Source organism: Gordonia sp. 852002-50816_SCH5313054-c, assembly GCF_001665925.1.
GTDB classification, from domain to species: Bacteria; Actinomycetota; Actinomycetes; order Mycobacteriales; family Mycobacteriaceae; genus Gordonia; species Gordonia jacobaea.
This window is the reverse complement of record NZ_LZTE01000060.1, coordinates 22,104-33,742: the sequence shown is the minus strand read 5'-3', so window position 1 is coordinate 33,742 and position 11,639 is coordinate 22,104. Positions and strand designations below refer to the sequence as shown.

Here is an 11,639-nt window from a genome sequence, read left to right as displayed (position 1 = left end):
ACGCGCGCGAACAATCATGATCGGCGAGGTCACGCGGCACTTTCGAGCGCGAGCAGGGCCGACTTGACCTCCAACCCGCCGAGGTAGCCGCCGAGCGTCCCGTCGGTGCGCAACACCCGATGACAGGGAACCACCACGGGCAGCGGGTTGGTGGCACAGGCCGTTCCGACAGCTCGAATCGCGGCGGGATTGCCGACCCGCTGAGCGAGTTGCTTGTACGTCGTGGTCTGCCCGTACCCGATCTGCGGCAGGTATCGCTGCACCTGCTCGCGGAAACCCGAGGACAAACGATGATCGAGAGCCAGTCCGAACTCGTGTCGGCGTCCGTCGAAGTACTCGTGGAGTTGGGCGGCCGCGTCGTCGAGCATTGCCGGCGCTCGAAGAATTCGTGATCCGATCCTGGTCGCCAGGTCGTCGAGGACCGCGTCGAATCCCTCGTTCTCGAAGGCGACGCGCACGAGTCCCGCCTCTGTCGCCGCCAGCAACAGTGTGCCGATGGGCGTATCGACGGTTCGGTAGCCGACGTCGAGAAGTCCTTGTTGCACTGCACCGATTTCCAGCCGCGCGTGCAGGGCGGTGAGATCGTCCTCGGAGACCGCGAACTGGATTCCCAGTTCAGTTGTATTGTCACTCATGGGTTTTCGTGTCCTCGTTGATCGTCGGCATCTATGTAGGTGCGTCGTAGCGCTTTCATGCCGTCGGCGGCAGCTCGCCGGACAGCGTCTGGGGTACTGCCGAGCAATTCAGCGGTCTCGGTGTGGGGCAAACCACCGATGTAGTGGTAGGCAATGGCGAGGCGTTGACGGTCGGGGAGTAGGGCCACCGCGTCCCACACTCCCGCACGATCGGGGGCCGCAGAATGCAGGTCTGCCGCCTCCGGGATGTTTTCGGTGGGGGTCGGACGACGCTGTCGTCCCCGGATGATGTCGATGGCCTTGCGTTGGGCAACTCGCACCAACCACGCCTCGACGTTCACATCCTCAGCGAGGTCCGGCCAGGCGCGCAGCGCCGCCAGAAAGGTCTCCGACCAGGCGTCATCGGCGTCGGGTCCGCTACCAAGGGCGGCCCGGCAGACTCTCAGTACCGTTGCACCGTGCGTCGACACAGCACGCTCGAAAGGCTCTTTCATGTCCATCACACGGTAAACGCCGCGGAACCGGAGAACGTGAGATCGCCGTTCGTAGCAGTCAGAACAACCTCGATGCTCGGATCTCCTTCGGCTCCTCGAGTTCGAGAAGCCACCGCTTGCGCTGCAGCCCACCTGCGTAACCGGTCAGTGAGCCGTCGGCCCCGATCACCCGATGACACGGGATCACTATGCCAACAGGATTGCGCCCTACAGCCTGCCCGACGCGCTGCGCCTGCTGCGGCATCCCGATCTCCGCTGCCACCTGACCGTAGGTCGTGGTCGTGCCAAACGGAATGCCGCGCAACGCATTCCACACCGCCTGGTGGAACGCGTCGCCGTGAGTGTGGACCGGTAGGTCGAAGTCGGTTCGGTCACCCGCGAGGTACTCGACAAGTTGCGATGCCGCGGCGTCGACCAACGCATCGTCGTCGACGTGGTCACCCAACGCCGCGTCCTTGGGACGATGTCGCTGATCGGAGAAGTAGATCCCGGTGATCGCTTCGCCTGTCGCGACGATTGTCACAGCACCCAGCGGGGTCACGACCGCGCCGCATCTCGCTGTGCTCCCCGCGCCCTCCGTGTGTCCATTCATCATCTTCACGCTTCCTGTCTCGTCCACATTGCTCATCGCCACGCAGTCGCACAGTGCCCTCCAAACGTGAGATCTGTGTGGACATCGACCCGTCGACCGGCAATGGCTGCCCGCTGAATCGTCATCGTTCGATGTCTGGTTGCCCACTCGGAGCAGTGCGCTCGGGGTCGGCATCCGCGGTGGCCGGATTGTCGAACGAGACCTCGATTTCCTCGAATCCCTTGCTCCGTTGTGCCTGTGCCTGCGCGGTATACGCGGCCTCGTCGCCAGGAGTGAGGACGACGTTGTCCGTGAATGGCGTCAATACCGAACGCGGGTAGAGCTTGTCGACGCGGACAGCATTGCTTTCGACGCAGAAGATGACGAGCACCGCCGCGATGTACAGAAAAGCCAAGAGCCCCAACACCACCGCGAACACGCCGTTGGTCGCACTCGACCTCACGATCACGCGTTGCACGTAGACGCTGCCGAAGGTTTGAAGCGCCTGCCAGCACAGCGCTGCGGCGATCGCTCCGGGTAATACGTCGCGGACGCTCACCGAGCGTGCGGTTCCGATGACGAACGCGATGGTGAATACGGTCGTGTACAAGATCACCGATGCGAGAATCGCCAGAGGCTTGCCCACCGTACCGAGGTCTACCGCGGCGACGAATCCGTTCAACACGGTCAGACCGATGATCGATCCTCCGATTGTCAGCAACAGCACTGCCCCTTTGAGGCGTGCCTGGATCGGATTCGGTCGCTCGTTTCTCGGTACATTCCAGATGATGTTCATGGCGTTCTGAATAGCCACGGCCACTCCGAGTCCGCCGTAGATCGCGCCGATGACGCCGATTGCCACCGTCACACCACTACCGCTGATCGTGCCCGTTTCACGCAGCTGCGAGCCGATGACCGGGATCTGCGATAACGCGGAATCGAGGATTTGTTGCTCGAGTTGAGGGTTGTCGCGCAGCACGATTCCCAGGATCGATGTGAAAACCAGAAGCAGCGGAAACAACGAGACGAACCCGTAGTAGGCGATCAGTGCGGCGAGATAACCGCCCTGGTCGTCGAAGAATTTGTAGAGCACAGCCAGTGGGTATCCGGTTGATGGATGGCGGTGCTGAAAGTTGTCGATTCGCTCGGCAAGTGACAATCGCCCAGATGACAACTCTCGCCTCCCTTGCCTTGAGAATGGCGACGTTGTGCGCTTGCCACGGCCACCGCTTCGACAAATCCTATTCGGAGGCATCCTGATCGGGCAGCACGGCTCGCCGAGCAGACGCGCAACCGACGCCAGAGAAGTAGAAACAACAAGCGGCTCTCACCTGCAGCATGTGCGGGTAAGAGCCGCCGTTGAGCGCGAACTCAGATCTGGCGCGGTTACTGCGTCGGTACGACCTTGCCATTCACCGTGACCTCGACGGTGTTGGTCGACGAGTTCCACGTGATCTTGCCGTGCTCGAAGGTCGACGTCTTGACGTCACCTTCGGTGGTCTCGTCGCTCGTTGCTGCGCCGAGCGGACCCTGCGATCCGCCCTTGCCCTCCGCCGACGGGTTGCCCTCGGCATCGCGCTTGACGTTCCACGCGTCGCGAATCTTGCCCCACGTGATGTACGCCGGGGTGGCCTCTTCGCCATTCTTCGCAGTGATCACGCCGCCGGCGAACTGCTGGAACACAACACCGTTCGAGCCCGTGCCCGATGCCTCGGCACCGGTGCTCGGTGCGCCGAGATCGGTCTTCTGCTGCTCGGTCGCCGCCTGATACTTCGCCGCGATCGGTCCGGTCAGCGTGACCGTGCTTCCGTCAGCCGCTTTGAGCTCCACAGAGGCACCAGCAGCCGCCGAGCCTGACATCCCCGACATCCCCGCCATGCCGGACTCGCTTGCCGATGCCGACGCCGATGCCGATGCCGACGAGCTGGAGTCATTGTCATCGCTGCAACCGGCAGCGATGAGGGTGACTGCCGATGCCGCCGCAACGACACCGGCGATGCGGCGAGTTGTCTGCTTCATTGGTTCCCTTTCGGTTCGAGACACTGAAGTAGTACACGGTCGTCAAGACCGCGTTCAGGACCGTAACCACATCCGACGACCAGACTCGACGAGAACTCGCCGACTGGTGCAGTGTTGCAACATCAGTCTGGCGAAGCCGACGTAGCGGACAAGGATCGTGTCCCAATCGTGAGTTCCACGTCCAAGAAACCCGCTATGGGGCGGCGGAATACGTTGGGTCCATCGACAGTTGGAACCATCGACGGCGTCGGATTCATTGCCCCGGGTCCCACCCTTCACCGCTTAGAGCGGATTTTTCGCCGAGAGGCGCATGACCGATTCCGTCCATTTCAGAAGCCGTCGACCGCCTCGGTCGGCGGCTTCTTGTCTGTCGGGGTCGCGCAGACGCGGCTCACGATTTTTGGTGGGCTGCCGCCGAACCGTGGCGTACCAGTCCGCGCCGAGTGGAGAGAATGCCAGATCACACTGTCCGGAAAGACAACACCTCATCTCGATCCGGAACAGGATCCGCACTTAGCCAACTAGCGTCGACGTTGTTCGAGTTCGATCCTGACGCGGGCGCACGATGTGCGACGACAAAAGGCGAGACGCACGTGTACCGAAGTAATGGAAATTTCGAGGCATTCGGACGGCCGGATTAGCCGGCAGATGTTGACGGCAAGAGTGCCTACTTCGTCGGTTCCGGACTCGCGTGCCTGGCTGGCGCGGCGTTCCTGATTCGTGATGCCGCGGTGGACGCGAGATGGAGGCGCATTTCGCGGCCCTGTGGGATCTCTTCAAATCGATCCCGTCACTCGCCATCGACAACGCGTCGGTGCTCGACGAAATGTACTGGCTGCACAAGACCAATCCCAGCTCGAACCCGGCAACTGGACTGACGGCACCCGAGGACGAGCACGCCGACGCCGCGACCCTCCAGGTCGCGGCGTCGGCTTGTCTGAATCTGCGACCATCCGCGTAGATTGACGGAATGCCGTCGTCGAAGGACTCCGCTGGTCCGTCTGAACCTGCTGGTCCATCTCACCCCGCTGGTCCGTCCACAGCCGTGCAGATCGATCGCGATGACGAAATCGTGATCCTGCGCCTCAATCGGCCGGACCGGCTCAACGCCTTCACACATGAGATGGGCGAAGAGATCAAGGCTGCACTCGAGGTCACCGACGCGGACGATTCCGTGCGCGCCGTCGTGATCACCGGAAACGGCCGGGCGTTCTGCGCAGGCGCCGACCTGGAGTCCGGTGCTGACACGTTCGTCCACGGCGAGACCACCCCGGGGGTCGTTCCACCCGACTCCGGCGGGCAGACGTCGCTCCGGATCTTCGATTCTTTGAAGCCCGTGGTGGCGGCGATCAACGGCCCCGCAGCCGGTGTCGGGGTGACGATGACGCTGCCCGCCGACGCCCGCATCGCCTCCGACGACGCCAAGTTCGGCTTCGTGTTCACCCGTCGCGGCTTGGTGCCCGAGGCGTGCTCGTCGTGGTTCCTGCCACGCCTCGTGGGCATCCCGATAGCGCTCCGATGGACGTATGGCGGCCAGATGGTCAGTGCCACAGAGGCATTGGACGCCGGCCTGGTCCAGCAGGTTGTCCCCAAGGATCAGGTTGTCGACACCGCGATCGCCGTGGCACGCGACATGACCGCCGACAGTGCCCCCGTGTCGGTTGCTCTGACGCGTCAGTTGATCTGGCGGATGGCGGGTGCGCCGACTCCTCGTGAAGCGCACGAGGCAGATTCCAAAGCGATCTTTGTCAGGGGTTCCATGCCCGACGTCGCCGAGGGCGTGACCGCGTTCCTGGAGAAGCGTCGAGCGGTGTTCACCGACAGGGTGTCGAGCGATCTGCCCGAGATCTTCTGATCGTCGGCGCAATTCACCCACCAGCGAGTCCCACATCCTCGAACGGAAGGTACCCATGGCCGACGTCGACGTGAGTGTCGAATCGAATCTCTCACCCGAACAGGCGTGGAATCTGGCGTCCGACCTCTCGCGGTTTCCCGAATGGATGACGATCTTCGGAGGTTGGCGCAGTGACCTTCCAGACCAGATCACCGTTGGGACCAATGTCTCGTCGCTGATCAAGGTCAAGGGATTTCGCAACGTCATCCACTGGACGGTGACCGAATACTCTGAGCCAGAGAAGATTTCACTCTCAGGACACGGCATCGGCGGGGTTCGGATCGGACTACGAATGACGGTGACGAAGACGACGAGCGGTTCTCGATTCCACCTCAACGCCACTCTCGACGGCGGCTTGCTGAGCGGTCCCATCGGCCGCCTCGTCGCCAAGGTCATCACCTCCGACGTTCGACGGTCCATCGAGAATCTCGCGGCGCTCCACTGACCGAAGAAGGCGTCCGCGATGCCCGACATGAGAGGTTTTTCTATCGGGCGATAGGCTCCAAGACGGTGTCCGGCGGCCTGACCGGCCGTTTCGGCGAGCGTATGGAGGTGTGTGAGGTGTCGTTCTTCGACGAGAAGGTGCAGGATCTCTACGACGAGGTGGTGGCCCGCAATCCGGGCGAAGTCGAGTTCCACCAGGCGGTACGCGAGGTGTTCGACAGCCTGGGGCCGGTGTTGGCCAAGCACCCGCACTACGCGGACACCGGGATCATCGAGCGCCTCTGCGAACCAGAACGACAGATCATCTTCCGCGTGCCCTGGGTCGACGACGCAGGACGAGTGCGGATCAACCGTGGTTTCCGGGTCGAATTCAACTCCGCACTCGGACCGTACAAGGGTGGCCTGCGGTTCCACCCGAGCGTCTACCTCGGAGTGATCAAGTTCCTCGGGTTCGAGCAGATCTTCAAGAACGCGCTCACCGGCCTCCCCATCGGCGGGGGCAAGGGCGGCTCGGATTTCGATCCCAAGGGTCGATCCGACGGCGAGATCATGCGGTTCTGCCAATCATTCATGACCGAGCTGTACCGCCATATCGGCGAGCACACCGACGTCCCGGCGGGTGATATCGGCGTCGGTGGTCGGGAAATCGGCTACCTCTTCGGGCAATACAAGCGCATCACCAACCGCTACGAGTCCGGCGTACTCACCGGCAAAGGATTGTCGTGGGGCGGCTCGCAGGTGCGGACCGAGGCCACCGGCTATGGCGTCGTCTTCTTCGTGCGCGAGATGCTCAACGCCAGGGGACAAGACCTCGACGGCAAGCGCGTCGTCGTCTCCGGCTCCGGCAACGTCGCACTGTATGCGATCGACAAGGTCCACCAGCTCGGCGGCCGGGTTGTGGCCTGCTCGGATTCCGGTGGCTACGTCGTCGATGAGGACGGGATCGACCTCGAGCTCCTCAAACAGATCAAGGGCGTTCAACGCGGGCGTGTCTCCGACTACGCCGAGAAGCGTGGTGCACCAGCATATTTCGTGTCCTCGGGCTCGATCTGGGATGTGCCGACAGACATCGCGATTCCCTGCGCCACGCAGAACGAACTGAACGCCGACGACGCCGCGAACCTCATCGCCCATGGCTGCACCATCGTCGCCGAAGGCGCCAACATGCCGTCCACCCCGGAGGCGATCAAGGCCTTCTCGTCGTCGGGTGTCCTGTTCGCTCCCGGTAAGGCCGCCAACGCCGGCGGTGTCGCGACAAGCGCACTCGAGATGCAGCAGAACGCTTCTCGCGACTCGTGGAGCTTCGAGCACACCGAACTACGACTGGCCCAGATCATGCGCGGCATCCACGAGAACTGCCTGCGGACAGCCGACGAATACGGGGCGCCCGGCGACTACGTGCTCGGCGCAAACATCGCGGGGTTCACCCACGTCGCCGACGCGATGCTGGCGCTCGGGGTGATCTGACGCGCCGCGCCATTGCCGCACGCCCGGTTGATCGGTGAGCCCCAGCTGACCGTTCGCCACCGTTGCTGATTCGCCGGCATGGTTGCCAAGCGTCGGTGCCTTCGGCACGGTGGAGGTATGAGCGAACACACGAGTGTCACCGTAGAACGAGTCATCGATGCACCGGCCGACCAGGTCTTCGACGTGCTCAGCAATCCTCGGCGCCATCCGGAACTCGACGGTTCGGGATTCGTCCGCAGCGTCGACCATGCCGATCGGATTCAGGAGGTCGGCGACGTATTCACCATGAACATGGAGGGTGCGCACATGGGCGGGGAGTACAAGACCGACAACCATGTCACCGGCTACGCCAAGGACAAACTCCTGGCGTGGCAGACCGCACCTGCCGGCACCGAGCCTCCCGGGTGGGAGTGGGTGTGGGAGCTCGAAGCCCAGGGCCCGGATAAGACGCTCGTGCGTCACACCTACGACTGGTCGAAGGTCACCGACAAGGATCTCCTCAAGAAGGTCAGCTTTCCGCTGGTCACCGAGGAACAGCTCGAGGACACACTGGGACGTTTGGCCGCGGCGGTCAGCGGCTGAGAACCGGCGGCGCCATCACCGATGAGTTCCGCGCTCGCGCATGGTCAGTCGTAGGGTGACTGCGATCAGCAGTCGCTGACGACGAGGACAAGGAGTCTGACGATGGCACGCAAGGCGCAGGTACGGGTCGACCTGATGAACGTCTCGCTCGACGGCTACGCCGCAGGCGATCACATCACGCTGGACGAACCGATCGGCGGCGCCGGCGAACTGTTCGGCAACTTCGACGGACGCGTGATCGCCGGCGTCCAGAATGCGGACGCGCCGATCAGTGCCGACCGCGTCTTCTCCAGCGTGTGGGGTCAGGGTGTCGGAGTGGAGATCATGGGCCGCGGCAAGTTCGGGCCACAGCAGGGCGAGTGGCCCGACGACGGATGGCGCGGGTGGTGGGAAGACGAACCCCCGTTTCAGACTCCGGTGATCGTGTTGACCCACCACGAGCGCGAACCCATCACGTTCGACAATGGAACCGTCTTCCATTTCGTCGACGCCTCGCCCGCGAAAGCGCTCGAACTCGCCCTCGACCTGGCGGAGGGTGGAGACGTGCGTATCGGCGGGGGACCATCGACGGTGAATCAGTTCCTCCGCGACGACCTCGTCGACTTCATGCACCTCTCCATCAACCCCATCGTGCTCGGCGGGGGAGTATCGCTGTGGTCAGGACTCGGCGGGATTCACACACGCTTCGATATCGAGTCTGTCCCGACGACGACCGGGCTGATCCATCAGTTCTGGAACCGCAAATAGGGACCAGGACAAATTAGGGACAAGGAATCGTAAGCAAGACCCGATCTGCTTCTCGCTGGCTAGACTCATTCGATCAGCGTCGATGACCTGCGAGGTACGGACTATGCGAGTGAAGTGTGCAGCAACGCGTTCGTTGGTCGTCGTCGCGACGATCGCCCTGTTCGTCGGGTCGATTCTGGTCGGGTCTTCGGCAGCCCGTGCCGATGTGATCGCGCCCGCCGCCGGCTACGGCTTCGCCCAGGGCGCCCCGCAATTGACCATGAGTGCGGCGGATCTAAACAGGGAACTCGACGCTGTATCGAAGACGAACGGCCAGTGGTTGCGCGTACTCGTCAACTGGTCGGCGATCGAGAGCACGAAGGGCACGTACAACTGGGCGGTGACGGACCGGGTGATCTCAGCGGCACGTGCTCACAAGCTGAAGGTGCTCTCGTTGGTGTTGTCGACTCCGGCATGGGCACGACGCGGGGGTGCGTTGGCGGGGATGTACGCACCCCCGTCAAACCCCGCGAGCATTGCCCCGTTCCTGAAGGCTTTCATCAAGCGCTACCCCGACGTGACGCGTCACGAGATCTGGAACGAGCCGAACCTGCCGGCCTTCTGGGGGTTGTATCCGGCGAATCCCACCGAGTACACGGCGTTGCTGAAGGCGTCGTATACCGCGATCAAAGAGGTACAGCCGTCGTCGACTGTCGTTGCCGCGGGCATGAGCCCTGGCGCCGGCGCCGTCGACTTTGTCACCAAGATGTACGCCGCGGGTGCCAAGAACTACTTCGATGCGACTGCCATGCACCCGTACGTGTTTCCGAAGGGCATAAACTCAACGCCCAACGGCTGGAGCGAGACTCAGCAGATCCGATCGGTGATGACGTCGAATGGCGACTCCGGCAAGAAGATCTGGCTTACCGAAATGGGTGCTCCGACCCGACCGGCTGCGGGGACATCGGGTTCCAGCAACCTGGGTCTTGGCTCACTGGGATTCGGGGCAACCGACATGGTGACCCAGCAGGAGCAGGCGACGCAGATCGTCGACGTTCTGCGGGCGGCCGGACAGTCGGGCTATTGCGGCCCCGCGTTCATCTACTCGGTTCGGGACCAGGGAACGTCGTCGAATAATCGGGAAGACAACTTCGGTGCGCTGCTCACCAACAACTGGCAGCCAAAGATCGCGGCGACGGTGTTGGCGAAATAGGACCGACGGCATGCGCGACGTCGCCCCTCACGACCGCACAAACACCCCGTTGTTGGACGCGTCGTCGTAGTACTCGATGGACATGCCGGGGCCGTCGAAGGTGACCTTGGAGATCGACCCGGGTTCGGCGTTCTCGTTCTGCAGCGTGAACGTGTAGGTGTTGCCGTCCCAGTGACGCAGTTCGCGCTTCGTAACGCCGCCGGGGCCCATGTCGAGCATCAGCTTGCCACCGTTGTCGCGAACCTCGGCCTGCCCGTACACCGGGTTCTGGTAGACGCCAACGTATGTCGAAAGCGGCTGCGCTGGTGTCGGATTGGCGGGCGGGGATTGCCCCACCAACGATCCCACAGGCTTACTCATGTCGGCAAATGCGTTGCCGTAGAGCGTTGCCCAGTCGTGCTTCACCTCGCCGAACTGCACGATGTCGGCAAACTTGCCGGTGAGCGTCTCCGCGGCACCGATGGGCGCGGCGTTGGTCAACGCCACGATGCCGAGGTCGGCCGAGGGGATCATCAGGAAGGTGGTACCCGCACCGCTCGCGAACGCACCCGAGTGACTGAACTGCGTACGCCCCGCCTCGGTGACCGATGAGTTGAAGCCGTACCCGTAGAAGCCGGCACGATCGTCGGGAGCCGCTGCGGGAGACGACACGATCTGTGGAGTCAGCGCTGGCGTCAGCGCGTCGGCGTCGACGATTCGCTGCCCGGAACTGGTCGTGCCGCCTGCGAGCACCATCGACATCCAGTGCGCCATGTCGTTGACCGACGACGACACCCCGCCCGCGGGCGACTGCGCGTCAGGTTGCCGCGGATACGGCGACACGACCCACTGCCCGTTGGACTTGATGTGCCCGACCGCGCGATTGTCGCGGCCCGCGAAGTCGGAGTAGCGAGAACTGGTGCGCGACATACCCAGCGGGCCGTAGATCTCGTTCTGCGAGAGGGTTGCCCAGTCGGCGCCTGCTTTGTTGGCTGCCGACGTCGCGGCTGCGGTGAGGCCGAAGTTAGTGTAGTCGTAGGTGATCCGGAATGGGGAAAGTGGCATCGCTGACAGTCGGCTGATCACTTGCTCCCGGTTGTACCCGAGATCTTCTATCTTGTCGCCGGCATGCTCGGGTAGTCCGGAGCGGTGGGCGTACATATCGGCGATCGTGACGTTGGAGGTGACGTACGGATTGGACAGCGCGAAACCTGGATAGTTCGTCGCGACCGGCGTGTCCCAACCGACGACCTTGTCGGTGACGAGCTTCGCGATCACGGTCGAACCCACCGATTTGGATACCGACGCCAGCTGGAACACCGTGTCTGCGTTCACCTTTGCGCGAGTGGATACGTCGGTGACTCCGAAACCCTTGGCGTACTTGACTTCACCGCCCTGCACCACTGCTACAGCCAGACCTGGAATCTTGGTGCGCGACATCAGGTCCGATACCAAACCGTCGAGCCTGCCCACGGCGTTGCCCACCGCGTTGTCGGGCAGGGGATTGGCCACGGCCGCATTGGGATCGGCCGGCTGAGATGACTCCGACGGCTTACTGCTCGACGTGGTGGTCGAGCATGCGGCCAGCGGCAGAGCCACCGCCAGCACGACCGCA

The 11,639-nt window shown here is 63.1% G+C and carries 12 protein-coding genes and 1 pseudogene; 7 read left to right on the top strand and 6 right to left on the bottom strand.

Going from position 1 to position 11,639, the window contains the following annotated elements:
• Positions 1 to 29: 29 nt before the first annotated feature.
• The 5 genes from A5788_RS15275 to A5788_RS15255 all read right to left on the bottom strand — a co-directional run bounded on the left by A5788_RS15275 (position 30) and on the right by A5788_RS15255 (position 3,719).
• Positions 30 to 635: a methylated-DNA--[protein]-cysteine S-methyltransferase gene (locus A5788_RS15275; RefSeq protein ID WP_005203043.1), complete on the bottom strand. Its 606-nt coding sequence runs from the start codon at positions 633 to 635 to the stop codon at positions 30 to 32.
• A complete protein-coding gene (locus A5788_RS15270) occupies positions 632 to 1,129 on the bottom strand; it encodes an RNA polymerase sigma factor (RefSeq protein ID WP_141630788.1) in 498 nt (165 codons plus the stop codon). Before A5788_RS15270 ends, A5788_RS15275 begins: the two co-directional genes overlap by 4 nt.
• A gap of 58 nt (positions 1,130 to 1,187) precedes the next feature.
• Positions 1,188 to 1,721 carry a methylated-DNA--[protein]-cysteine S-methyltransferase gene (locus A5788_RS15265; RefSeq protein ID WP_005203047.1) on the bottom strand — a complete coding sequence of 178 codons (534 nt, stop codon included), beginning with the start codon at positions 1,719 to 1,721 and terminating at the stop codon, positions 1,188 to 1,190.
• Between the two features lie 121 nt (positions 1,722 to 1,842).
• Positions 1,843 to 2,859: a YihY/virulence factor BrkB family protein gene (locus A5788_RS15260; RefSeq protein WP_039854524.1), complete on the bottom strand. Its 1,017-nt coding sequence runs from the start codon at positions 2,857 to 2,859 to the stop codon at positions 1,843 to 1,845.
• A 227-nt stretch (positions 2,860 to 3,086) separates the two neighbouring features.
• Positions 3,087 to 3,719, bottom strand: a complete 633-nt coding sequence (locus A5788_RS15255; RefSeq protein ID WP_039854526.1) for an LGFP repeat-containing protein — start codon at positions 3,717 to 3,719, stop codon at positions 3,087 to 3,089.
• Positions 3,720 to 4,312: 593 nt separating this feature from the next.
• Between A5788_RS15255 and A5788_RS23575 the strand changes: the two are divergent.
• The 7 genes and pseudogenes from A5788_RS23575 to A5788_RS15220 all read left to right on the top strand — a co-directional run.
• Positions 4,313 to 4,623: pseudogene (locus A5788_RS23575) on the top strand (oleate hydratase); the annotation flags it as partial.
• 66 nt (positions 4,624 to 4,689) lie between these two features.
• Entirely contained in the window at positions 4,690 to 5,574 is an 885-nt protein-coding gene (locus A5788_RS15245) for an enoyl-CoA hydratase-related protein (protein WP_231894068.1), read from the top strand.
• 55 nt (positions 5,575 to 5,629) lie between these two features.
• On the top strand, positions 5,630 to 6,058 hold the full coding sequence (locus A5788_RS15240) for a type II toxin-antitoxin system Rv0910 family toxin (protein WP_064868371.1): 429 nt from the start codon (positions 5,630 to 5,632) through the stop codon (positions 6,056 to 6,058).
• A gap of 101 nt (positions 6,059 to 6,159) precedes the next feature.
• Positions 6,160 to 7,524: an NADP-specific glutamate dehydrogenase gene (gdhA, locus tag A5788_RS15235; RefSeq protein WP_442902877.1), complete on the top strand. Its 1,365-nt coding sequence runs from the start codon at positions 6,160 to 6,162 to the stop codon at positions 7,522 to 7,524.
• A 117-nt stretch (positions 7,525 to 7,641) separates the two neighbouring features.
• Positions 7,642 to 8,106 carry an SRPBCC family protein gene (locus A5788_RS15230; protein ID WP_005203059.1) on the top strand — a complete coding sequence of 155 codons (465 nt, stop codon included), beginning with the start codon at positions 7,642 to 7,644 and terminating at the stop codon, positions 8,104 to 8,106.
• 102 nt (positions 8,107 to 8,208) lie between these two features.
• Positions 8,209 to 8,853: a dihydrofolate reductase family protein gene (locus tag A5788_RS15225; RefSeq protein WP_064868368.1), complete on the top strand. Its 645-nt coding sequence runs from the start codon at positions 8,209 to 8,211 to the stop codon at positions 8,851 to 8,853.
• Between the two features lie 103 nt (positions 8,854 to 8,956).
• The gene (locus A5788_RS15220) at positions 8,957 to 10,045 is read left to right on the top strand and encodes a hypothetical protein (RefSeq protein ID WP_005203063.1); all 1,089 of its coding nucleotides are present in this window, start codon (positions 8,957 to 8,959) and stop codon (positions 10,043 to 10,045) included.
• A gap of 27 nt (positions 10,046 to 10,072) precedes the next feature.
• Here A5788_RS15220 and A5788_RS15215 read toward each other — a convergent pair whose 3' ends face one another.
• Entirely contained in the window at positions 10,073 to 11,632 is a 1,560-nt protein-coding gene (locus A5788_RS15215) for a serine hydrolase (protein WP_005203065.1), read from the bottom strand.
• Positions 11,633 to 11,639: the final 7 nt, after the last annotated feature.

What these genes read in the sequence shown, in the direction of transcription:
- A5788_RS15275 (WP_005203043.1), bottom strand. Translation starts at nt 635, where the DNA reads ATGAGTGACAATACAACTGAACTGGGAATCCAGTTCGCGGTCTCCGAG.
- A5788_RS15270 (WP_141630788.1), bottom strand. Translation starts at nt 1,129, where the DNA reads ATGAAAGAGCCTTTCGAGCGTGCTGTGTCGACGCACGGTGCAACGGTA.
- A5788_RS15265 (WP_005203047.1), bottom strand. Translation starts at nt 1,721, where the DNA reads ATGAATGGACACACGGAGGGCGCGGGGAGCACAGCGAGATGCGGCGCG.
- A5788_RS15255 (WP_039854526.1), bottom strand. Translation starts at nt 3,719, where the DNA reads ATGAAGCAGACAACTCGCCGCATCGCCGGTGTCGTTGCGGCGGCATCG.
- A5788_RS15245 (WP_231894068.1), top strand. Translation starts at nt 4,690, where the DNA reads ATGCCGTCGTCGAAGGACTCCGCTGGTCCGTCTGAACCTGCTGGTCCA.
- A5788_RS15240 (WP_064868371.1), top strand. Translation starts at nt 5,630, where the DNA reads ATGGCCGACGTCGACGTGAGTGTCGAATCGAATCTCTCACCCGAACAG.
- gdhA (WP_442902877.1), top strand. Translation starts at nt 6,160, where the DNA reads ATGGAGGTGTGTGAGGTGTCGTTCTTCGACGAGAAGGTGCAGGATCTC.
- A5788_RS15230 (WP_005203059.1), top strand. Translation starts at nt 7,642, where the DNA reads ATGAGCGAACACACGAGTGTCACCGTAGAACGAGTCATCGATGCACCG.
- A5788_RS15225 (WP_064868368.1), top strand. Translation starts at nt 8,209, where the DNA reads ATGGCACGCAAGGCGCAGGTACGGGTCGACCTGATGAACGTCTCGCTC.
- A5788_RS15220 (WP_005203063.1), top strand. Translation starts at nt 8,957, where the DNA reads ATGCGAGTGAAGTGTGCAGCAACGCGTTCGTTGGTCGTCGTCGCGACG.